24 protein-coding genes and 1 tRNA gene are annotated in these 18,763 nt (G+C 63.3%); 22 read left to right on the forward strand and 3 right to left on the reverse strand.

Annotated elements, in window-relative coordinates:
• Positions 1–214: 214 nt before the first annotated feature.
• The gene (locus J2X67_RS11830; protein ID WP_309953222.1) at positions 215–952 is read right to left on the reverse strand and encodes a S24 family peptidase; all 738 of its coding nucleotides are present in this window, start codon (positions 950–952) and stop codon (positions 215–217) included.
• Between the two features lie 86 nt (positions 953–1,038).
• Between J2X67_RS11830 and J2X67_RS11835 the strand changes: the two genes are divergently transcribed.
• From J2X67_RS11835 to J2X67_RS11910, 16 genes are all read left to right on the forward strand, one after another.
• Positions 1,039–1,326 (forward strand): YdaS family helix-turn-helix protein, encoded by a 288-nt coding sequence (locus J2X67_RS11835; RefSeq protein WP_309953223.1) that lies wholly within the window; start codon positions 1,039–1,041, stop codon positions 1,324–1,326.
• On the forward strand, positions 1,326–1,505 hold the full coding sequence (locus J2X67_RS11840) for a hypothetical protein (protein ID WP_309953224.1): 180 nt from the start codon (positions 1,326–1,328) through the stop codon (positions 1,503–1,505). The genes J2X67_RS11835 and J2X67_RS11840 overlap by 1 nt, the downstream gene beginning before the upstream one ends.
• A 27-nt stretch (positions 1,506–1,532) precedes the next feature.
• Positions 1,533–1,847 (forward strand): hypothetical protein, encoded by a 315-nt coding sequence (locus J2X67_RS11845; RefSeq protein ID WP_205367246.1) that lies wholly within the window; start codon positions 1,533–1,535, stop codon positions 1,845–1,847.
• Positions 1,847–2,941, forward strand: coding sequence for a site-specific DNA-methyltransferase (locus J2X67_RS11850; RefSeq protein WP_309953227.1), 1,095 nt, complete (start codon positions 1,847–1,849; stop codon positions 2,939–2,941). Before J2X67_RS11845 ends, J2X67_RS11850 begins: the two co-directional genes overlap by 1 nt.
• On the forward strand, positions 2,938–3,255 hold the full coding sequence (locus tag J2X67_RS11855) for a hypothetical protein (protein WP_309953228.1): 318 nt from the start codon (positions 2,938–2,940) through the stop codon (positions 3,253–3,255). Before J2X67_RS11850 ends, J2X67_RS11855 begins: the two co-directional genes overlap by 4 nt.
• A complete protein-coding gene (locus J2X67_RS11860) occupies positions 3,252–4,190 on the forward strand; it encodes a Nin-like protein (protein ID WP_309953229.1) in 939 nt (312 codons plus the stop codon). Before J2X67_RS11855 ends, J2X67_RS11860 begins: the two co-directional genes overlap by 4 nt.
• Before the next feature lie 4 nt (positions 4,191–4,194).
• Positions 4,195–5,145, forward strand: a complete 951-nt coding sequence (locus J2X67_RS11865) for a hypothetical protein (protein ID WP_309953231.1) — start codon at positions 4,195–4,197, stop codon at positions 5,143–5,145.
• On the forward strand, positions 5,142–5,384 hold the full coding sequence (locus J2X67_RS11870; RefSeq protein ID WP_309953233.1) for a hypothetical protein: 243 nt from the start codon (positions 5,142–5,144) through the stop codon (positions 5,382–5,384). Before J2X67_RS11865 ends, J2X67_RS11870 begins: the two co-directional genes overlap by 4 nt.
• Positions 5,381–6,109, forward strand: coding sequence for a hypothetical protein (locus J2X67_RS11875; RefSeq protein ID WP_309953235.1), 729 nt, complete (start codon positions 5,381–5,383; stop codon positions 6,107–6,109). Before J2X67_RS11870 ends, J2X67_RS11875 begins: the two co-directional genes overlap by 4 nt.
• A complete protein-coding gene (locus tag J2X67_RS11880) occupies positions 6,106–6,369 on the forward strand; it encodes a hypothetical protein (RefSeq protein ID WP_309953236.1) in 264 nt (87 codons plus the stop codon). Before J2X67_RS11875 ends, J2X67_RS11880 begins: the two co-directional genes overlap by 4 nt.
• Complete coding sequence (locus tag J2X67_RS11885; protein ID WP_309953238.1) at positions 6,366–6,800, forward strand: hypothetical protein; 435 nt, start codon at positions 6,366–6,368, stop codon at positions 6,798–6,800. Before J2X67_RS11880 ends, J2X67_RS11885 begins: the two co-directional genes overlap by 4 nt.
• Positions 6,797–7,297: a hypothetical protein gene (locus J2X67_RS11890; protein WP_309953240.1), complete on the forward strand. Its 501-nt coding sequence runs from the start codon at positions 6,797–6,799 to the stop codon at positions 7,295–7,297. The genes J2X67_RS11885 and J2X67_RS11890 overlap by 4 nt, the downstream gene beginning before the upstream one ends.
• Positions 7,294–7,515, forward strand: a complete 222-nt coding sequence (locus J2X67_RS11895) for a hypothetical protein (RefSeq protein WP_309953241.1) — start codon at positions 7,294–7,296, stop codon at positions 7,513–7,515. The genes J2X67_RS11890 and J2X67_RS11895 overlap by 4 nt, the downstream gene beginning before the upstream one ends.
• A complete protein-coding gene (locus J2X67_RS11900) occupies positions 7,512–8,066 on the forward strand; it encodes a nuclease domain-containing protein (protein WP_309953243.1) in 555 nt (184 codons plus the stop codon). The genes J2X67_RS11895 and J2X67_RS11900 overlap by 4 nt, the downstream gene beginning before the upstream one ends.
• The gene (locus J2X67_RS11905; protein ID WP_309953244.1) at positions 8,056–8,682 is read left to right on the forward strand and encodes a hypothetical protein; all 627 of its coding nucleotides are present in this window, start codon (positions 8,056–8,058) and stop codon (positions 8,680–8,682) included. The genes J2X67_RS11900 and J2X67_RS11905 overlap by 11 nt, the downstream gene beginning before the upstream one ends.
• Positions 8,683–9,239: 557 nt before the next feature.
• Positions 9,240–9,313 (forward strand) — tRNA-Met (locus J2X67_RS11910).
• 239 nt (positions 9,314–9,552) lie between these two features.
• Here J2X67_RS11910 and J2X67_RS11915 read toward each other — a convergent pair.
• A complete protein-coding gene (locus J2X67_RS11915; RefSeq protein WP_309953246.1) occupies positions 9,553–9,879 on the reverse strand; it encodes a hypothetical protein in 327 nt (108 codons plus the stop codon).
• 114 nt (positions 9,880–9,993) lie between these two features.
• On the opposite strand from J2X67_RS11915, the gene J2X67_RS11920 reads away from it, so the two are divergent.
• From J2X67_RS11920 to J2X67_RS11930, 3 genes are read left to right on the forward strand one after another with little or no spacing between them, the layout of a single operon-like run.
• Complete coding sequence (locus J2X67_RS11920; protein ID WP_309953248.1) at positions 9,994–10,959, forward strand: terminase small subunit; 966 nt, start codon at positions 9,994–9,996, stop codon at positions 10,957–10,959.
• Positions 10,943–12,694 carry a terminase gene (locus J2X67_RS11925; RefSeq protein WP_309953249.1) on the forward strand — a complete coding sequence of 584 codons (1,752 nt, stop codon included), beginning with the start codon at positions 10,943–10,945 and terminating at the stop codon, positions 12,692–12,694. Before J2X67_RS11920 ends, J2X67_RS11925 begins: the two co-directional genes overlap by 17 nt.
• A gap of 9 nt (positions 12,695–12,703) precedes the next feature.
• On the forward strand, positions 12,704–15,049 hold the full coding sequence (locus J2X67_RS11930) for a hypothetical protein (protein WP_309953250.1): 2,346 nt from the start codon (positions 12,704–12,706) through the stop codon (positions 15,047–15,049).
• Positions 15,050–15,055: 6 nt separating this feature from the next.
• On the opposite strand, the gene J2X67_RS11935 is transcribed toward J2X67_RS11930, so the two are convergent.
• Positions 15,056–15,754, reverse strand: a complete 699-nt coding sequence (locus tag J2X67_RS11935) for a hypothetical protein (protein WP_309953251.1) — start codon at positions 15,752–15,754, stop codon at positions 15,056–15,058.
• 389 nt (positions 15,755–16,143) lie between these two features.
• Here J2X67_RS11935 and J2X67_RS11940 point away from each other — a divergent pair, with 389 nt between their 5' ends.
• From J2X67_RS11940 to J2X67_RS11950, 3 genes are all read left to right on the forward strand, one after another.
• Positions 16,144–17,196, forward strand: coding sequence for a DUF262 domain-containing protein (locus tag J2X67_RS11940; protein WP_309953252.1), 1,053 nt, complete (start codon positions 16,144–16,146; stop codon positions 17,194–17,196).
• Positions 17,197–17,201: 5 nt separating this feature from the next.
• Positions 17,202–17,867 carry a hypothetical protein gene (locus J2X67_RS11945; RefSeq protein ID WP_309953254.1) on the forward strand — a complete coding sequence of 222 codons (666 nt, stop codon included), beginning with the start codon at positions 17,202–17,204 and terminating at the stop codon, positions 17,865–17,867.
• Positions 17,868–17,992: 125 nt separating this feature from the next.
• Positions 17,993–18,682 carry a hypothetical protein gene (locus tag J2X67_RS11950; protein WP_309953256.1) on the forward strand — a complete coding sequence of 230 codons (690 nt, stop codon included), beginning with the start codon at positions 17,993–17,995 and terminating at the stop codon, positions 18,680–18,682.
• The last annotated feature ends 81 nt before the right edge of the window (positions 18,683–18,763 follow it).

The raw sequence follows: 18,763 nt of genomic DNA on the forward strand, positions 1-18,763 counted from the left end.
TTTTGCATGCCTGCTGGCTTTTGCCTTGAATTCGCTGCGGCTGATTTCGACCATTTCCATGATCGCTGTGTCGGCTACTTCATCGATGGCGAACTGAGTGCATTCAACGCAATCGAAGCGCTTCCCTTTGGCGGGGTGCCGCATTTCGGTGTAGCTCGCGGGCCGGTTGCAGAGAGGGCATGGTTCAACGCCTGGCATGGTTTCCTTCGAGTGGTCAGTATTGCTCGCTCTTCCAGACCGTCAGGATCTTCCCGATGATGTGCAAATGCGGGTTTTTGGGCGAGATGTCGTAGGGCGGGAAGTCGTCCTTGTTCTTCGAGATCACGCGCAGGACGAAGCCAGGGCCGTTGAACTCGGGCACGCGCTGAAGGCTCTTGATGTAGCCCTCATCACCAACTCGGAAGAAGTAGACGCCTTCGTGATCGACGCGGTTCACTCCGCGGTCCATCAGCAGCGGGTCGCCTGGATTGAACATTCCCTTCATCGAGGGGCCGAACCCGGTGACGATGCACAGGTTTGCGAGGCTGGTATACGACCTGACGTTGAGCTGCAACCATTCGCGATCTACGCGCCAACTCTTGATGATGCCCGGCGGCTCTGCTTCCAGAAGCAGCTTGCCACGCGTGTCCATGCCGCCGCCCACTGCGTACTGGGCGATGACGACCTCGTCGCCGCTCGCGCTCGGCGCGAGTGAAGGTGGCGGTGGGGCCGTCGAGGGATGGTGTTCCTGATCCAGCCAGCCTTCGGGCTTTTCAGCCGCCTCTTCGATGCGACGCGCGGTTTCTTTTCGCATTCCGCGCGGCTTGCCTGTCTTTGAGTCCTTCGCTCCATCCCGCAAGTTTGCGAACTGAGCGGCTGACATGTTGACGGCGCGGGCCGCTTCTGCTGGCCCGCCCCGTTCCTGCTCGATCAATCGCAGGTTCTCTCGCCTGATCTCGTCAATGTCTTTCATGGGCGGGATTCGATAGCAAAACGCAAAAAGCGTATATGCGCGTTTCGCTATTGACGAGTGTTTTGCGTAACGCTAAATTCGAGGCTATGGACCTGAAAACATACCTCTCCGGCGCCGGCCGGGGCGCCGCTTCCCGGCTCAGCCGCGAAATCGGTGTCTCGCCTGTTTTGATCTCCCAGTGGGCATCGGACGCGCGGCCAGTCCCCGCCGAGAGGTGCCCGCCCATCGAGCGGGCTACTAGCGGCGTGGTGACCTGCGAGACGCTGAACCCGAACGAACCCTGGCGCCGCATACCTGATTCGACCTGGCCCAACCCTGAGGGGCGCCCCGTCCTCGATTTCGCCGCGAAAGCCAATGCTGAGGAGGCCGTCTGATGCACGTCAAACCTCTCTCCTCATTGAGCCACGAAGAGGTCGCCGACCTCGCTGGGCAGGCCGCCGAGCGGGGGGAAGAGCTCCCCCTGGCGAATCCTTTCCCCGAGGGCACATGGCGCCACACCGTCTTCCGCGACGTGTTCGTTGCCCGCCTTGCCGACCAGCAGCCGATCGGCTGACCACTTCACCCCCACCACGAGTTCGAGATGTCCACCATCGACCAAGACCAAGAGCCGGCCTTCGCCCGCGGCATCGCCGGGCCACTCGGAAAGCTGACCGAGGACCTGAAGACCAAGGTTGACCAGACGACTGACGAGGTATTCCGTCGTCACTGCGCTTTGAGCAACACCGACACGGCCACGCTGCTGCGCGACTTCATTTACCTGACCTGCTACGGCAAGACGTGGCGACAAATGGTTGCGGAGAAGTTGATTCATGACGGCGAGCGTACCGACGCGATGCGCAAACTGACAGGGCCTTTTGAGGGCCCCGAATTCGCGCAGCGGGGAGGGCACCACTGATGGACTGGCTCAACCGCTGCCACTTCGGTGACGTGCGCGCTGTGCTGCGCCGCATGATTGCGGACGGCGTGCAGGTGCACACCATCGTGACCTCGCCGCCCTACTGGGGCCTGCGCTCCTACCTGCCGGCCGAGCATCCCGACAAGGCGTTTGAAATCGGCGCCGAGCCGACCATCGGCGAGTTCATTGTGGGCATGGTTGAGGTGTTCGACCTCGCGCGCCAGGTGCTGCGCGACGACGGGACCATGTGGGTGAACATGGGTGACAGCTACGCTGCATCCAGCCTTTCCAACCACGGCCGAGGAAAGGCTACACCGGCAACCAACAGCCGCGGCGAGCCACAGCCCGGCGCTGGATGGGAGAACCCGCCGCGTCGAATGCCTGGTGACGGTCTCAAGTCCAAAGACCTGATCGGGCAGCCGTGGCGTCTCGCCTTTGCGCTGCAGGACGCTGGCTGGTGGCTGCGCCAGGACATCATTTGGCACAAGCCCAATCCCATGCCAGAGTCGATCAAGGATCGATGCACGAAGGCTCACGAGTACGTCTTTCTGCTCTCGAAGTCGGAGCGGTATCACTTCGATCACGAGGCCATCAAGGAACAGGGCACGGGCCAGGTGCCGGGCAACGTCAATCCCGTCAAGGGAGCGATTGCCTACGGCGACGGCGATGAACGTCTGCGCACGAGATCCGGCCTCAATGCCTATGCCGACCGAGCGCGATCCAAGCGCAACAGCTTCGCCCGCGAGACCAAGTACAGCGACGGGGAGCATGGTCAGAAGCCGCAAGCCCGCCCAGGACGCGAAGACATTGACTACTTCGGCGAACGACACAAGCGTAGCGTCTGGACCGTAGCCACGGCGCCGTACAAGGGCGCCCATTTCGCGACATTCCCGCCCGCTCTGATCGAGCCCTGCATCCTGGCCGGCGCGCCCGGTGGCGGCATCGTGCTGGATCCGTTCTTCGGCAGCGGGACCACCGGACAGGTTGCTCAGCAGCTCGGGCGCAACTTCATCGGCATCGAGCTCAACGCGGCGAACGACTCCCTGCAGGCCGAGCGCCTGCGGCAGGCGTCGCTTCGTTTGGAGGCTGCATGAGCGTTTCCGAAACCTCTGCCGAAGCCTACCGCTCCTTGTCGCCGGCGCTCTACCTCTCGCCAAAGGAGCAGCAGGTCATGCGCCTGTTCCGTCCCGGCGTGTCGCTGAGCCGCCAGCAGATCAGCCAGAAGGCCCGCATGCCGATAAACGGCGTGTGCGGCCGCGTCGATTCCCTGCTGGCGGCGGGCCGGCTTGAAGAGCGCGGATTCCGTATCGACCCCAAGACCAACAAGCGCCAGAAGTTGCTGCGCGTTCCGCAGCCCGATCAGGCCCCACTTTTCCCGGAGACACGCCCGTGCGTGGAGGCTCATTGACCCGCGACCCGTTCAAATTGACTGGCCCCACCTGCCTGAGTTTCTCCGGCGGGAGCACGAGCGGCTACATGCTCTGGCGCACGCTGCAGGCCAACACACCCGAAGACATCGGCCGTTGGTTGATCGTGTGCTTTGCCAACACCGGGCGCGAAGCCGAACAAACGTTGGTCTTCGTGCGCGAGTGCGCCCAGCGCTGGGCCATAGCTATCGTTTGGCTGGAGTGGCGCGACAGCGAGGAGGGCTTTGCACGCGTCGATTTCGACACAGCGAGCCGAGATGGAGAGCCCTTTGAAGCGCTGATCCGAAAGCGCAACTACCTGCCGAACCCCGTAACGCGTTTCTGCACCTCCGAACTGAAGATTCGCACGATGCACCGCTACCTGCGGACGCTCGGCTGGCATGACATGGAGGATGGATGGGACCAGTTCATCGGCATTCGCGCTGACGAGCCGGTGCGCGTCTCGAAGATCCGCGCACGTGGTCGAAGCACCGAGTCGTCGAAGGAGACGATGTGCATGCCGCTGGCCGAGGAGGGGGTGTCTTATCAGAAGGTCGATGCGTTTTGGGCGCAGCAACCTTTCAAATTGGAGTTGGTTCGCTACAACGGCCGCACCCTGGAGGGCAACTGCGACTACTGCTTCCTCAAGCCGCCGGCGCAGCGGCTGAGCCTGGCGCGCGCAGAACCGGCGCCGCGGCCGCGCCTGACGTGGTGGGCCCGCATCGAACGCGATGCGGTCAAGACCATCGCTCCGCGAATGGTGGAGTCTGGCTTCCTCGATGAACGGGGCGAGCCGTTGCTGGTGGAAGCTCGGGGAGACGGCGCCATCTTCTGCAAGGACGGGCCGACCTATTCGCAAATCGCCGTCTACGCTGACCGCCAGGACGAAATGTTCGACCACGACCAGGAAGCCCTGGCGTGCTACTGCGGGGACTGACGTGATGAGACCAGTTCCATACCCCGCGGACACCCGTGCGAAGGGCTGGCGCTTCGAGCTGGACCACGAGCGCATCGAACAGTCAGACACGTGGGCGCTCGCGCCATCCGACGTGAAGCCGTGGCTGCTCATGCTGTGGCTTTCGTCCTGGCGCCAAGAGCCGTGCGGCTCCCTTCCCAACGAAGACGAACTCATCGCCGTGCGCATCGGCATGCCCATGAAGACCTTCGCCAAGGTGCGCTCCAAGCTCATGCGTGGCTGGTGGGAGGCCGAGGACGGCCGCCTGTATCACGACACGGTGACGAAGCGCGTCCTGGAGATGCTGGCCGCCCGCGAGGCGGAGCGCCGCCGGAAGGCTGAGTACCGCCAACGGAAGGAGGCGGAAAGGACAGGTCTGTCCCGTGGGACAGACGATGGACACCAGCAGGACGACACCCGGAAGGACGCCGGGAGAGACGACACCGGAACCGGAACCGGAACCAGTACTGGTAAAGAAGGAAACCACCACCATGCCCGAACTACGGGCGGATCGGTGGGGGGTGATGGGCAAAGCCCAACGAAAGCGGGAGAGGTCTGCCGCGCGATCAAGGCTCGCAAGGTGGCCGACGTGAACCCGTCGAACCCGGAGCTCAACGCGCTCATCGCGAAGGGCGTGCCGGTCGAAACGTTCGAAGCCGCCGCCGACATCTGCGCCAAGTCCACCCCGCCCAAGGGCTTCGCCTACCTGCTGGGCATCGTGAAGCGCCAGCTTGGCGAGGCGGCTGCCATCGCATCGGGCGTGGGCATGCCGGAGAAGCCATGGGACGAGAACCGTTCGACCATCGAAGCGAAGGGCGAAGAGCTTGGCCTGGGCCGATGGAACGAGCACGACCTGAGCGTCGATCGCGAGACCTTCCCGCAATACACCGCCCGCATCCGCCGCGCGGTGGAACAACGACAAGGAGTCCCCGCATGACCAAAGCACTTGCCATTGCTGGCGTTGCCGTGTCCGCGCAGCGGCAACTGCACGCGATTGCCTGCATGGAGCGTTCGCTGCATCAACGCGGCCTGCTTTCCGGTGCGGCAGTCGATGCCTTCAACCGATATAGCGCCGTGCAGCAGAGCCGCCTTGCGGTGTGCGCCGAGCACTTCGCAGCACTGGTGCCGGCGAACGACGGCGCCTTTATTCCAACCCAGGAGCCTGAACCGGCATGAACACGCGCCGCCCCATCACCAAATTCGACCTGGACGAGGTTTTCGCCTGCATCCGGGAAGCGCCGGTTCGCTGGAGCGACCTGGCAAGAACCAAGACCGCACGCCGCTTGCTGCACCCGATCATCGACCAACTGCTGGCCAGTGGTGCCGTGATGTTCGTGCGCTTTGGTGGCAGCCGACACATTGCGGCGGCGGGATGGCGCCCGTCGAAGCAGGAGCAGCTGGACGAGATCTACGGCCGCTGCCGTGCGGTCGACGGCTGCATGTTGTGGATTGGACGCATCGACCCCGAACGGGGCCCCGCCATGTACGCCGCCTGGGCAGGCACCGAGCGCTCCGTGCGCCGGCGCATCTGGGGAGTCAGGCAACGGAAGCTCGACCGCTCCACCACGATCACGATGACCTGTGCAAATCCGGACGACTGCGTGCTGTTCGAGCACATGCAGCGCGCCAACCGCGGCGTGAAGCTGAAGGGCAAGCCCAAGACGCTGCTGCATCGGAACGCCATTGCGGCAGCGAAGCGCAAGGCCACGGGGAAGCTCACCGACGAGAGAGTCGCCCTGATCCTCACGAGCGAGAAGAGCACCCGGTGTCTCGCGCGGGAGATGGACGTGAGCCAGGCCACGGTACAGGCAGTGCGGTCTGGCGATCGCTGGCGCAACTACCGCGCCACGCCTTTTACAGGCCTTGAAGCCGCCAACGATGCGGAAAGGCGCCGCGCATGACGTGCTCGAACTGTGCCCGCGCGGCCGTGCGCGCTGACTGGCCGGGCTACACCGCCAACTGCCGCGAATGCCTCGCCCGCGGCATCGCCAACGGGCCAGAGTACTGGCGCTCCCGCAAGGATGGCACGCTGCGCGACGAGTACAAGACGGCGCTGCGAACCATCTGGGGCGAGGAGTGGAAGGACGGGCACGACGCGGTCAAGACCGCGGCCGCGCGCATGGAAGCTTTGCGCAGCTCGCCGCAAGGAGCGTTGCTGTGACGGTCCACATCCTCGGCATCGACCCCGGCGCGAGCACCGGGCTGGCCGCCTTCGACGGTGGCGCCATCACGTTCCTAAAGACCATCACGCCTCATTCCATCGAGCACAACCTGCGCCACTACATGCCGGCGCGCGTGGTGTTCGAGGACAGCCGGCTCGAGCGACGTGCCTGGAACGCGCGCACGAAGAAGGACTACGGCGCGGCGCTGGCCACCGCCCGCTCGCTGGGCCAGGTGGATGCCTGGTGCAGCCTCATCACTGCCATCTGCGCTGACCTCGGCATTCCCGCACACGGCATCAGCCCAACCACCAAGGGCGCCAAGCTGGATGCGAAGGCCTTTGCGCTCGTGACCCGCTGGTCCGCGCGCAGCAACCAACACGAACGCGACGCTGCAATGGTGGCGTGGCCATACCGGAGAACCTCTCGATGACCGACCTCGCCCTCAATGTCGTTTGGCCCGACCAGGAGCGGGCCCGCACCAGTTTCCTCGAACGTGTCGCGCCGTGGTGCAAGGAGCAGTGGGCCGCGGGCCGGCGCCTGGAGATTGAGATCCGCCTGCACGAGGACGCGAAGACCGACCGGCAGCGGAAGTACTACCACGGCGTGGTGCTGAAGAGCATCGCGGCCCAGGCGCGGCCGCAGGGCGCACAGTTCTCGCTGGCGGTCTGGAAGGAACACTTTCGCGCCGAGTACCTGGGCCACAAGACAGTCACGTCCAAGAATCCCCTCACGGGCAAGAAGGTGCGCCGCCGCGAGCGCGTGAGCAGCGAGGACCTGGGCGTGAAGGGCTACAGCCAGCTCATCGACCGGGTGAGCGCGTTCGCCGCGACCGAGCTGGGCGTTACGTTCCCCGCCAGCTTCGAGCAGTGGGAGCGTATGCAGGTCGACCCGGACACGGGCGAAATCGTCGGAGCGGTTTGCCCGTGACGGTTGTTCTGTTCCCGAGCCCGGCCGCGGCGCAGCTGGAAGGCGGCATCACCCACGAGCAGGCGGCCGAGGTGTTTCGCCGCTTCTGGGAGCAAGGTCAGGCCGCGCCAACTATCGCGCACGAAATGCGCGCGCCGTACGACGCGGTGTGCAAGGTACTTGGCGGCACCATCTTCCGCGACCTCTGGCGACATTGGTGCGATCGGGTCATGCCATGAAGCGCAGCGCGCCGCTCGAACGCACTGCCTTCAAGCGCCGGCAGCCGAGGCTGATCGGGGTGGACCTTGCCACAAAGCCGAGCGTCACTGTGCTGGTCCGAATGGAGCCTGTGCCCGGCCGCATCGTGAGCATGGTCGCGATCAACGATGCCGACTTCCGCGGGGCAATGCCAAAGACCGTGAAGCAGGAGAACCGCACGCTGTTGAACATGGCCAAGGGCCAGCGCTGCCTGCTGCAGGTGCCCGGTACGTGCTCGGGCGACACCGCCACCACGGTCGCGTGTCACAGCAACTGGTCGGTGCACGGCAAGGCCGGCGCGCGCAAGGCGGACGACCAGTACACCGTCTACGGGTGCTTCGCATGCCATACCTGGCTCGACCAGGGCCCGGCCCCGGCCGCCGAGAAGATCGAGCGGTTCGCCGCCGCTCACCGCTGGATGGTGGCCATCTGGCAAGACATCGTGGCTGGCATGCAGCCGGCCACGCCACGCGAACGCCGCGCCGCACAATGGGCGCTCGACCATTTGAAGGAGAGCAGGGATGACGCCTGAGGAGATCAAGTTTCTGGTGGGCCTGTTGCCCGGTTTCGGCGTGGGAGTGCTGGTGGCTGCCGCCGTCGCCTACCTGCTGGTCAAGCACTTTGCGTCCGGCTACCTCGGTCAAAAGGGAAAGAACCTCGCTGACAAGGAAGACATCGCGGACCTGACCAGCCAGGTCGAAGAGATCAAGCGGCAACAGGCCGAAATGATCGAGGCCGTGAAGGCCCGAAACCAGTTGCGCATGGCGGCGGTTGATCGTCGTCTACAGGCGCACCAGGAGGCATTTGCGTTGCTTCGCGTGTTGATGCAACAGGCTCACGGGCCGGAGCTCGGCAAGCAGGTCATGGCGTGCCAGGAATGGTGGGAAAAGAACTGCCTCTACCTCGAACCGCAGGCTCGCGAGGCCTTCAGCAATGCCTACTTTGCGGCAAACGTGCACCAAACTCTTTTGCAGGCCTCCCAGTTCCAGATGAATGCATCGCCAGAGCAGGCCAAGCAGGGCATCGAGAACATCACGACCAACTGGGCACGTGTCACAGGAGCGCTCAACGTCGTGCTCGAGTCGGTGGCGTTGCCCCCTTTGACGTTGAAAGAGGCTGATCCGATCAAGCCATCGGCCGCAACCTGACGAGCGCACGATTTTTGAACGAGGAGAACAATCAAATGGCAGATGCCCGCAAATCCACAACCGCCCTGGTGCTCGAGGCCGTGCAAGACCTCTACAACCAGGAGCAGATCGTCACCCGCGAGACGCTCGCCGAACTCACGGGCCTGAAATTGAGCGTGATCGACGACCGCCTGGGCACCTTGGCCGACGACGGCGCCATCCTGCGCGTGCAGCGCGGGGTGTACGTGCCGGCGCCGCAGCATCCGCCGGCCCGGCCGATGTCGAAGACCGTGATGCCTGACGGCATGGTCAAGATCGAGATCGGCGACGAGGTGCTCACACTGACGCCGCGCGAGGACCGCGCGCTCGCCAACCTCATGGCCGGTGCCGCCGCGCAGGCCGCTGCCATCGAGACGGGACGCAACACCGCCCTCATGGCGGCCGAGCTCGGCGAGGAGGTGAAGCGCCTGCGCCGCCAGGTCGCCGCCCTTGAGGTTCGCATCGACCCGAACCAAGCCCAGCTGTTCGAGACCCCCTGTAGGGCGGGCGCCAAGGCGGCCAACGGGGCAAAGTTCGGTCGCGGTGTAGCTCAGCCTGGTAGAGCACAGGGCTCATAACCCAGAGGTCGGCGGTTCGATTCCGTCCCCCGCAACCGGAACCAACCCCGGTACATGGCGTCAGCCCTGGCGTCGGAGTGGGGGGCAAGCCGCTCCACGATTACCCCTTGCGCATCCCAGGGGCTTCAGGGTGGGATGAAAACCGCACGATCCAGCGCTTCACCGCGCAGCCGGATGGATCGAACCCGGCGCCTTCGCCGGACAGTTGTCTCCTCGCCTGCTATCTTGCGGGTGATTCGCCCACCGGGTTCGCCCGGTGGGTTTTTCTTTGGGCTTAGGCCTTCGCGGATGGTGCCTTCGCAAGGTGGATGAGAGCTTCGGCCTGAACCTTGGCCAGCAGGCGAAGGGCTTCTTCCGGGTTCGACTTCGCAAACTGTGCGAGCCAACCTTCGAGGTCTGCCTGTTCAAACTGAAAGTGCACGAGGAACGCGCCGCCGAGCGTTAGATTGTTGACCTTGCCGTAGGCCGAGGTTGCATCGTCCCAGATCAATGCCTTGTTCGACTCTGTCCTGATTCCCCCTCCAGCGGCCTTTCGCACTGGTGTAACCGGATGGCTATGCAGAGTGGTGGCCCGCTGCCAGCCTCGAAAAGTGAGTTTCATGCTGTCTCCATTGTTGTTACAGCATCGTAACGAATAGATCGCGATTAGGGCGAAGGCTCTGCAGTCCCCCTATAGGGTTCGACCCACCAGCCGTCGCCCGGAACACTCGCGCGCATGGCAACTCGCAAGCCGGCCAAGAAGCAGGCACCCGCACCGAAGAAGACCACCACCAAGCCCGCAGCCCCCAAGAAGGCCGCGAGCGCACCTGCGCGCAAGAAGGCACCGCCCGCTAAGGTGACGAAGAAGAAGCCAGCACGACCCGCCCGAGTAGTTCCAGTACCAGCATCCCAACCTGCGCAGCTCGTAGTCACTGACCTGCAGCAGCGCTTCGTCGACGAGTACTTGGTGGACCTGAATGGGACTCAGGCTGCCATCCGAGCCGGCTACAGCCCTGACAGCGCCCGGCAGATGGCGTCCGAGAACCTGTCAAAACCGTACATCCAGGCTGCGATTGCTGCCGCCCGGAAGCTGCAACAGGAGCGCACTCAGGTCGATGCCGATCGCGTGGTGACGGAAGCGTGGAACATCATGCTGGCCGACCCGCGCGAACTGGTGCAGGTGAAGGTCGGTTGCTGCCGGCATTGCTGGGGCGAGGGCTTCAAGTTCCAACGCACCATCGGCGAGTTCAATCACGACCAGGAGCACCACGCCCTGAAGGCTGGCAGCCTGGCCGACTTCGACGAGAAGGGCGGCATCGGCTTCGATCCGCTCAAGCCACCGCATCCATCCTGCCCAGACTGCGGCGGTGATGGGCACGCGCGCACCGTGCTGGCCGACACGCGGCGCCTCTCGCCCCGGGCGATCGCGCTCTACGCCGGCGCCAAGATGACCAAGTTCGGCATCGAGATCGCCATGCACGACAAGGGCGCGGCGATGGAGAAGCTGTTCAAGCACCTGGGCCTGTACGAGAAGGACAACCAGCAGAAGACCGATCCGCTGGCCGCGCTGCTGCACAGCATTGCGAACGGGAACGGCAACGGGTTCCGGCCTGTCGCCAACGATCCGGAGACGCCAGAAGCCCCAACGGGCCCTAACAGTCTGATGCCGCGGGAGGATGTCGACGATGGCCGCCCAGGCTAAGCAGGCCGCGCGCCTGGCCGACGCCGGCACGCTCGATGAAGACGACACCGCGCTGGACGTAGAGGCCGGCCGCGCGGTCGACTTGCAGCTCGGGCATCGCTGGGACAACCGGCGTCGCCCCAAGCGTGGGCCGCACATCGCAAAGCACGCCGAGCTCCTCCCTACCAATGCGGCGGAGCTCGAACGCTGCTTGCGCGACCCCGAATGGCGCCTGTTCAGCGGTTGCCTGTATCAGATCATCGTCAAGGGCGAGCCGGTCAAGAACGATGACGGCGAGGTCATCGACGAGGGCGATTCCTTCGTCATGCCGTTCAAGCCCAATCGGGCCCAGCGGCGCTTCATCACGCGGCTCTGGCACCGCAACGCCATCCTCAAGGCCCGGCAGCTCGGTTTTACGACGCTGATTGCCATCCTCTGGCTCGACCACGCCCTGTTCAACGGGAACCAGCGCTGCGGCATGATCGCCCAGGACCGCGAGACGGCCGAAGCCATCTTCCGCGACAAGGTCGTGTTCGCGTACGACCACTTGCCCGAGGAGATCCGCCAGCGCTTCCCGCTCGCCCGCGCCAGCACGAAGGAGCTGCTGTTCGGCCACAACAACAGCAGCATCCGCGTGGCTACCAGCGTGCGTGGCGGCACCATCCACCGCCTGCACGTCTCCGAGTTCGGGAAGATCTGCGCCAAGTTCCCCGCGAAGGCTAACGAAGTCGTCACCGGTTCCTTCCAGGCCGTGCCGCTGTCCGGCATCCTGGTCATCGAGAGCACCGCCGAAGGCACCGAGGGCGAGTTCTACGAGATATGCCAGCGTGCGCAGGCACTCGTGGCAGGAGCGCGCAAGCTCACGCCCAGCCAATACCGCTTCCACTTCTACGCCTGGTGGCAGGACCCGAACTACTCGATCGACCCGGTCGGCGTGCCGATCAGCCCCGAGCAGCACGACTACTTCGACGAGCTCGAGACGAAGGTCGACGTCAAGATCGACCTGGGCCAGCGCGCCTGGTACGTTGAAAAGCTGCGCAACGACTTCTCCGGCAAAGAGGAGCGGATGTGGCAGGAGTACCCTTCGACGCCCGAGGAGGCCTTCCAGCAGTCCACAGCCGGCCACTACTACGCGAAAGACATGGTGCTGCTGCGCAAGCGCGGCGCCATTTGCCAGGTGCCACTGCTGGACCTGCCCGTGTTCACCTTCTGGGACATCGGGAACAGCGACGGCACGGCGATCTGGTTCATGCAGATGCTGCGCAACGAAGACCGCTTCATCGGCTACTACGAGGAGCACGAGGAGGACCTGCGCCACTATGCGCGGCACCTCCAAGAGCGCGGCTACCTCTACGGTGGCCACTTCCTGCCCCATGACGCCGACCACAAGCGGCTCGGCGACTACAACCGCAGCACCCGAGAGCAGCTGCAGCTCCTGATGCCCGGCCAGGCCTTCTTCATCGTGCCGCGCGTCACCGAGCTGATGACCGGCATCTACTCTGTGCGCAAGCACATCAAGGGCGCCTTCTTCGACCTCGATGGCACGAAGCAGGGCATCGAGCGCATCCAGGGCTACAAGAAGAAGTACAGCACCTCCGAGAACCGCTTCATCGACCAGCCCGACAAGAGCAACGGTTGCACTGAAGGCGCGGACGCGCTGCGCCAGTGGGCCCAGGCCAAGGAGCTGGGCATGTTGGCCAACCTCACCCAGAACACCGCCTACGTCGAAGCGCCGGTCTCCGACTGGCGCGCGTAGGAGCACCCAATGAACATGAACAACAGCACCACCACCCCGAGCATCGAGGAAGAGATGGACGCCGATGGCGCACTCACCCTGGAGGAATACCGCCAGTTCATCTACGAGATCGAGCAGCAGCCGCCGTGGCGCGCGGTGGCGGACAAGGAGCTCGACTATGCCGACGGCAACCAGCTCGACACCGAGCTGCTGCGCGCGCAGAAGGACCTCGGCATCCCGCCGGCGAAGGAAGACCTGATCGGGCCCGCGCTGCTGGCCATTCAGGGCTACGAGGCCTCGGTGCGCACTGACTGGCGTGTCTCCCCCAACGGGCAGCCGGACGGGCAGGACGTCGCCGACGCTCTGAACTTCCGACTGAACGAGGCAGAGCGTCACTCGAAGGCTGACCAGGCGTGCTCGAAGGCCTTCCGCCCCCAGGCGGCCGTGGGTCTCGGCTGGGTGGAGGTTTCGCGCGAATCGGACCCCTTCAAGTATCCGTACCGGTGCTCCTCTGTGCACCGCAACGAGATCCATTGGGACTTCTACGCCAAGGAGGACGACCTGAGCGATGCGCGCTACGTCCGGCGCGAACGCTGGTTGCCTCCGAGCCGCATCGCCAAGGTGTTCCCGCAGCATCGCCAGCTCATTCTCGAATGCGGTCGACATGGTCAATCCTGGTGGGTGAACCTGTCGCCCGAGGCGCTGGACGGTGGCAGCTCGACCGGCCTGACGGGTGGAGCCTGGGACGCGGCGCGCGGTTGGACCGTGGCCGAGCACAACTGGTACGACCCGGTCAGCAAGGACATGTGCGTGGCAGAGGTCTGGTACCGCCGCTGGGCGGAGGTGACGGTGCTGCGATCGCCCGACGGCCGCGTGGTGGAGTACGACGCCGAGAACCCGGTGCACAACTACTCGCTGGCCCGTGGTCTGGTGCGGCCGCAGCACGCTGTCATCCCTCGCGTGCGCCGCAGCTTCTGGCTCGGGCCGCATCGCCTGCACGACGGCCCCAGCCCGTACACCCATCGGCACTTCCCCTACGTGCCGTTCTGGGGATACCGCGAGGACGGCACGCGCGTGCCATACGGCTTGGTGCGCGGCATGATCTTCCAGCAGGACCGGCTCAACAGCGGCACGGCCGCGATGACATGGGGCATGACCGCCTATCGCGTGGAGCGCACCAAGGGCGCGGTGGCCATGACCGACGAGCAGCTGCGCCGCCAGGTGGGTCGTCGCAACGCCGACATCGTGCTGGACCCGGCCCAGATGGCGCAGCCGGGCGCCCGGTTCGAGGTGAAGCGGGACGTGCAGCTCACCGACCAGCAACTGCAAATGCTCAATGACGCGCGCATGGCGCTGGAGCGCGTGTCGCCGGCGGCTGCCTCTGCCTTCTCCGGCCGGCGCGGCACCGCCACGAGCGGCGTGCAGGAAGAGACGCAGGTGGAGCAGGCGAACCAAGGCCTCGCTCACCTGATGGACAACTTCAAGGCCGCGCGCACCCAGGTCGGCGAATTGCTGCTGGCCATGGTCGTCGAGGACATGGGCCGCGAGCCGCACACCATCGTCATCGAGGGCGATGCCATCACGCCCGACCGCACGATCCTCATCAACAAGCCCGAGACCGATCCAAAGACGGGCGTGGCTTACCTGTCCAACGACCTGCAACGCACGCGCCTGAAGGTCGCGCTTGAGGATGTGCCGAGCAGCTCGAGCTACCGCGGCCAACAGCTCAACGCCATGAGCGAGGCAGTCAAGAGCCTGCCACCGCAGTACCAGGCCGCGGCGATGCCGTTCCTGGCCAGCCTCATGGACGTGCCGTTCAAGCGCGACTTGGTGGAGGCGCTGCGCGCCGCTGGGCAACAGGCCTCGCCGGAGGACATCGAGAAGCAGGTGCAGGAACGTGTGGCGCAGGAGGTCAAGCTGGCCGGCCACGACCTCAAGGCTCGCGAACTCGACATGAAAGAGCGGCTGACCGACGCGCAGATCAAGCAGCTGATGGCGCAGGCGGTGCAGACCGGCGTGCAGGCGGCCTTCGCGGCGATGCAGGGTGGCGCGCAGGTGGCGCAGATGCCGATGATCGCGCCGATCGCTGACGCCATCATGCAAGGCGCGGGCTACACGCGGCCCAGCCCGGGTGGCGACGATCCGAACTTCCCGACGCCGGCACAGACGGCGGCGATGAACATCAAGGACCCCTACATCCAGGGGCAGGGTGCCGCGCTGGTGGCGCCCGAGGCGCAGGAGGAGGCGGGCGCCGCACCGCCTGTGCGCGAGAACACCAGCCCGACGTTCCCCGCTCGGGCAGGCGCGGGCGGCAGCGGCATGGACGGAATCGAGACGGCGCGCACCGGGGACAATTTGGAGGCGGTGTCGTCCTAGCCGGTCTCAGGCCGATGCCGCTGGGCGCATGTACTCACCTCTCACGCTTTCGTACATGGGCGGCATGCCCAACTTGGCGAAGAATTCATCTGTAAAGGCCACTGCGGATCTGACTGCCCATGCCGCGCAGCCGGCGCCCAGCATCTTGTCCGGGTAGTAGGGGTTGCCGGGACCAGTCAGGGGATTGTTGGGAAACTTGCTCTGAAGTCCATCGAATGCGTGCGCCTGCGGCTTTTTGCCGTCGACCGCGGAGGTGATGGTTTCGGGCTCGAAGTGGACGAGGGCATTGCGCAGGTTGACGAGTTGCTTTGCGTCCTGATAGGGGCTGCGGCTGGTGTCGAAAGACGGCTTGCCGTTCAGTTGCAGCGCGATCTCGTATTTTTGAAGGATGGGATACCCGGCCCTGCGCGGTATTCCCTGTTTCCACATCGCCTCCATCAATGCTCGCGCTGGCAAGCAGGCGAGGCGCTCAAACTTCGGATCATCAACGCAATCCGAAAAGAGCTCATTGATTGTGGCCTCCAGGAAGGCGGCTGCCATCACGACAGCGGACGCCGAGGCCGCCGAGTGTTTCCGCCACTCTGGACCTTCGATTACTGGAGGCAAAGGCCTGTTTTCTACCTCCCTGCACTGATCCACGAAAAGCGCTGCTGCGGAAAGGTGGCGGATGGAAAAGTAGTGCCGAAAGGAAATGGTAACGCTCATCTAGGCTCGCTCATGGCGCCTTCAAAGTAGGTCGCTGCATTGTGCTCGGCCTGCCGGTCGGCCCCCCGTCGGGTTCGCACGAACTTCGTACGTTCCCGAGCATTGGCCGGTCAACGGTAGCGGCCACGACAACCAACCCAGAGCCCTGTGTTCTGGCATCCCACCTCCGCGACGAGGCGGCCGCAGCGCCGGCCGTACGCGAGAACAACAGCCGGACTTTCCCGCCGTGGCCATCAAGCGGTGCAGGGCGGCTGTAGGGTGCTGAGACGCGAGTGAAGCCGACAATTTCGCGACCGAAGGTGCTGCCAACTGACTGCTTCGCGCTTGCACTCGCTTGGATGGAATACATTCCCCCGAGCACGTGGACGTTCATCGGAACTGGATCAAGAATGAAAATTGAAGAAGGCAACTACTCGGTGGCCGAGTTGGTCGATTGGTACAAGGGAAGGACGCTCGTCGTTAACCCTGAATATCAACGCGGGGGGGGCCTGTGGCCGGTAGCAGCGAAGAGCTACTTCGTCGACACGATCTTGCGCGATTTTCCATTCCCAAAGGTCTACTTTCACGAGCTCGTCGATAGGGGAACAAAAAAGCCACGCAAAGAGATTGTCGATGGGCAGCAGCGGTTAACCACCATCGTCGAATTCACCGATGGCCAATTTGCATTGGGTAAGAATGCGCGAGAGTATGCCGGGAAGAGGTTCGCGGAACTGCCCGAAGAATTACAGGACCATTTTTGGGGATACACCGTCTCTGCGGATGTAATCAGGAATGCGACTCGTGCTGAAATACTTCAGATGTTTAGGCGCATGAATGCATTTACGCTGCCATTAAACGATGCGGAGAAGAGACACAGCGAGTTTTTTGGAGAGTTCAAGGACTGGGTCAACTTGGCATTGGATCGCTTTGGCGACGTGCTGATTAACTGGAAGATTCTGAGTAGCCGGCAGATTGTTCGAATGGTTGATGCCGAATTCATTGCCGATCTGGGCTTGGCGGTCGAAGAAGGGGCCGTGAGTTCTAGTCCGGCCAAGTTGAAGGCACTTTACAAAAAATACGACGAAGAATTTGATGCGCAAGAGGAGTTTGAGGCAAAGATTTTTGGGGCGTTTGAAACGGTTATCGACAACTTCTCGGATTTGCAGGGCACTCACGCCACCAAGCAACACGTCTTTCATTCACTGCTGTGCGCATTGATTTTGAACCGCTTTGGTCTACCGGAGGACCAGGCTGCGATAGGATTGACCTCAATTGATGCATATTTTGTTGATCGTGATCGCGCACTTGCGTCTATTAGGAGGCTCGCGGCCGCCCACGAAGAGAACGATGTCGGCGTCTTTGGCGAGTATGTAAAGGCAGCCTCGGAAGGCGGTAATCGTGGGCCGCAGCGGATTATTCGCATTCGTTGGTTGGCCAAAGCGCTTAGGGGTGAATTTGCATAAATGCCATGACGCTTTACGCAAGTTGGATCGAATTTGCTGACAGGACTTCAGATCTAATTATTCATCTGCGAGCTTTTGCAACCACTAAAGGGGCTGCTGCGCTGAGCGCCCCGTACGCGCTTGAGGAAGAGAGTCTTCTTGAGGGTCTGGTTTCAAAGGCGTGGCAAAGCTGGGGCCTATTTGCCCGTGAATATGTTGTGAAGTCCTGTATGGGGACCACGGATGGAAACGGTGCGGCAGTGGCCGCTCATCCCTCCGCCCTTACGGAGGAGCACGTTTCACAGGCGTCGGTGCTGGCTAAAGGGAAAAATAGTGCAGGCCCGTACTGGGCCGGTCAAAACTTTGTATTGCGGTACGAACCAACGTGGGGTGATGCCGATGTCTTGGTAAGAATGGCTCCCAGGCTCGCGCACGCGAATCAGGCGCTCTTCGTTGCTGCTGTATCAAGTTACGCGCAGCGTGCCAAGGTTCTACAGGCCATCCGAAATGCCAGCGCACACGTGAATATTGAAACGATGGGACTTGTGCTCACTTTTCGATCTCAATATGTTTCGTTTCCAATTGCCCATCCTGTCCAGGCCCTTTATTGGCATGACCCCAATGTACAGGACTTCTTATTCGCAGCCGTGCTTGATGAATTAGTAGAACTCGCATTAACCGCGATCTCTTAAACGCGAAAGGACAGGGCGTTTCGAAGCAATCGTCGGCCACAAGGAAACCATGCCACGCACAAGGTCAATGGTCTTCGCATGAAAACGTTATATCATGCGCAGACTATCAACTTTAGGTGCGAACTATGGCATTCCGAGCAGACGAAGCGGCGCAAGCCGGCTACCAGGAAGTGGAGGATTACTTGGTGGGTCGCCTTCATGGCGTCGACGCCGATGAGCGTGAGCTCAGCAAAAGCGTCCTACGTGAAATCGTGGACGAAATCGGGCCTGCCGTTGACTCTTACCCTTCGTGGCACCCACTCGTAAGCAACTACATCAACGATCACAGCCCAAGTACGACGCCAGGCGCGGACTGCGGGTATGCGGGACTGGACCACACAAGGTACTTCCGGAACGGCTTCATAAGCTGCCCCTACGGCGACGGCGCGGACGAGATCATCGCTTCTGTGAGCGAGCTCCCTGAGGGCCACGCCGCCCGTATCACAGCCCGCAAGCTCGACGCCAAGTTCTACAGCACCAACGCGACCCCCGTTCTGGTCAAGTGCGAGTGGGAACGTCGTCATCCATCTGATGGCCTGATTCCGTTGTCGATCGCGCTTCCTTTGATGCTGGAAAAGGAGGTTCCATGCTGGCGCTGGTCGCAGGTCGCCGAGACGTGGGAATCTATGCGCCACTACTTTCTGGGCGCTCCTCGCGGCAGCCGGTCGTCTCTGTTCGTGAGCCAAGAGACCGGGCAAGCCCTCAAGAAGGTCTGGGAACTGCTGATTAATACCGGGATGTTCGGAAACATCAAAGTGGACCGCCTGCCGCGCTGATCGAAGGATCGGTCATCCATCCGTACTGGTTGCCGAGCGCAACCCGAAGCCGCCCGTGAGGCGGCTTTTTTGTTCCCCCCT

This window comes from Variovorax sp. 3319, assembly GCF_031456585.1.
In the GTDB taxonomy this organism is placed as follows: Bacteria; Pseudomonadota; Gammaproteobacteria; order Burkholderiales; family Burkholderiaceae_C; genus Variovorax; species Variovorax paradoxus_P.

Bases quoted from the DNA above. Each gene is read 5' to 3' on its own strand.
- J2X67_RS11830 (WP_309953222.1), bottom strand. From the start codon at position 952: ATGAAAGACATTGACGAGATCAGGCGAGAGAACCTGCGATTGATCGAG.
- J2X67_RS11835 (WP_309953223.1), top strand. From the start codon at position 1,039: ATGGACCTGAAAACATACCTCTCCGGCGCCGGCCGGGGCGCCGCTTCC.
- J2X67_RS11840 (WP_309953224.1), top strand. From the start codon at position 1,326: ATGCACGTCAAACCTCTCTCCTCATTGAGCCACGAAGAGGTCGCCGAC.
- J2X67_RS11845 (WP_205367246.1), top strand. From the start codon at position 1,533: ATGTCCACCATCGACCAAGACCAAGAGCCGGCCTTCGCCCGCGGCATC.
- J2X67_RS11850 (WP_309953227.1), top strand. From the start codon at position 1,847: ATGGACTGGCTCAACCGCTGCCACTTCGGTGACGTGCGCGCTGTGCTG.
- J2X67_RS11855 (WP_309953228.1), top strand. From the start codon at position 2,938: ATGAGCGTTTCCGAAACCTCTGCCGAAGCCTACCGCTCCTTGTCGCCG.
- J2X67_RS11865 (WP_309953231.1), top strand. From the start codon at position 4,195: ATGAGACCAGTTCCATACCCCGCGGACACCCGTGCGAAGGGCTGGCGC.
- J2X67_RS11870 (WP_309953233.1), top strand. From the start codon at position 5,142: ATGACCAAAGCACTTGCCATTGCTGGCGTTGCCGTGTCCGCGCAGCGG.
- J2X67_RS11875 (WP_309953235.1), top strand. From the start codon at position 5,381: ATGAACACGCGCCGCCCCATCACCAAATTCGACCTGGACGAGGTTTTC.
- J2X67_RS11880 (WP_309953236.1), top strand. From the start codon at position 6,106: ATGACGTGCTCGAACTGTGCCCGCGCGGCCGTGCGCGCTGACTGGCCG.
- J2X67_RS11890 (WP_309953240.1), top strand. From the start codon at position 6,797: ATGACCGACCTCGCCCTCAATGTCGTTTGGCCCGACCAGGAGCGGGCC.
- J2X67_RS11900 (WP_309953243.1), top strand. From the start codon at position 7,512: ATGAAGCGCAGCGCGCCGCTCGAACGCACTGCCTTCAAGCGCCGGCAG.
- J2X67_RS11905 (WP_309953244.1), top strand. From the start codon at position 8,056: ATGACGCCTGAGGAGATCAAGTTTCTGGTGGGCCTGTTGCCCGGTTTC.
- J2X67_RS11915 (WP_309953246.1), bottom strand. From the start codon at position 9,879: ATGAAACTCACTTTTCGAGGCTGGCAGCGGGCCACCACTCTGCATAGC.
- J2X67_RS11920 (WP_309953248.1), top strand. From the start codon at position 9,994: ATGGCAACTCGCAAGCCGGCCAAGAAGCAGGCACCCGCACCGAAGAAG.
- J2X67_RS11925 (WP_309953249.1), top strand. From the start codon at position 10,943: ATGGCCGCCCAGGCTAAGCAGGCCGCGCGCCTGGCCGACGCCGGCACG.
- J2X67_RS11930 (WP_309953250.1), top strand. From the start codon at position 12,704: ATGAACATGAACAACAGCACCACCACCCCGAGCATCGAGGAAGAGATG.
- J2X67_RS11935 (WP_309953251.1), bottom strand. From the start codon at position 15,754: ATGAGCGTTACCATTTCCTTTCGGCACTACTTTTCCATCCGCCACCTT.
- J2X67_RS11940 (WP_309953252.1), top strand. From the start codon at position 16,144: ATGAAAATTGAAGAAGGCAACTACTCGGTGGCCGAGTTGGTCGATTGG.
- J2X67_RS11945 (WP_309953254.1), top strand. From the start codon at position 17,202: ATGACGCTTTACGCAAGTTGGATCGAATTTGCTGACAGGACTTCAGAT.
- J2X67_RS11950 (WP_309953256.1), top strand. From the start codon at position 17,993: ATGGCATTCCGAGCAGACGAAGCGGCGCAAGCCGGCTACCAGGAAGTG.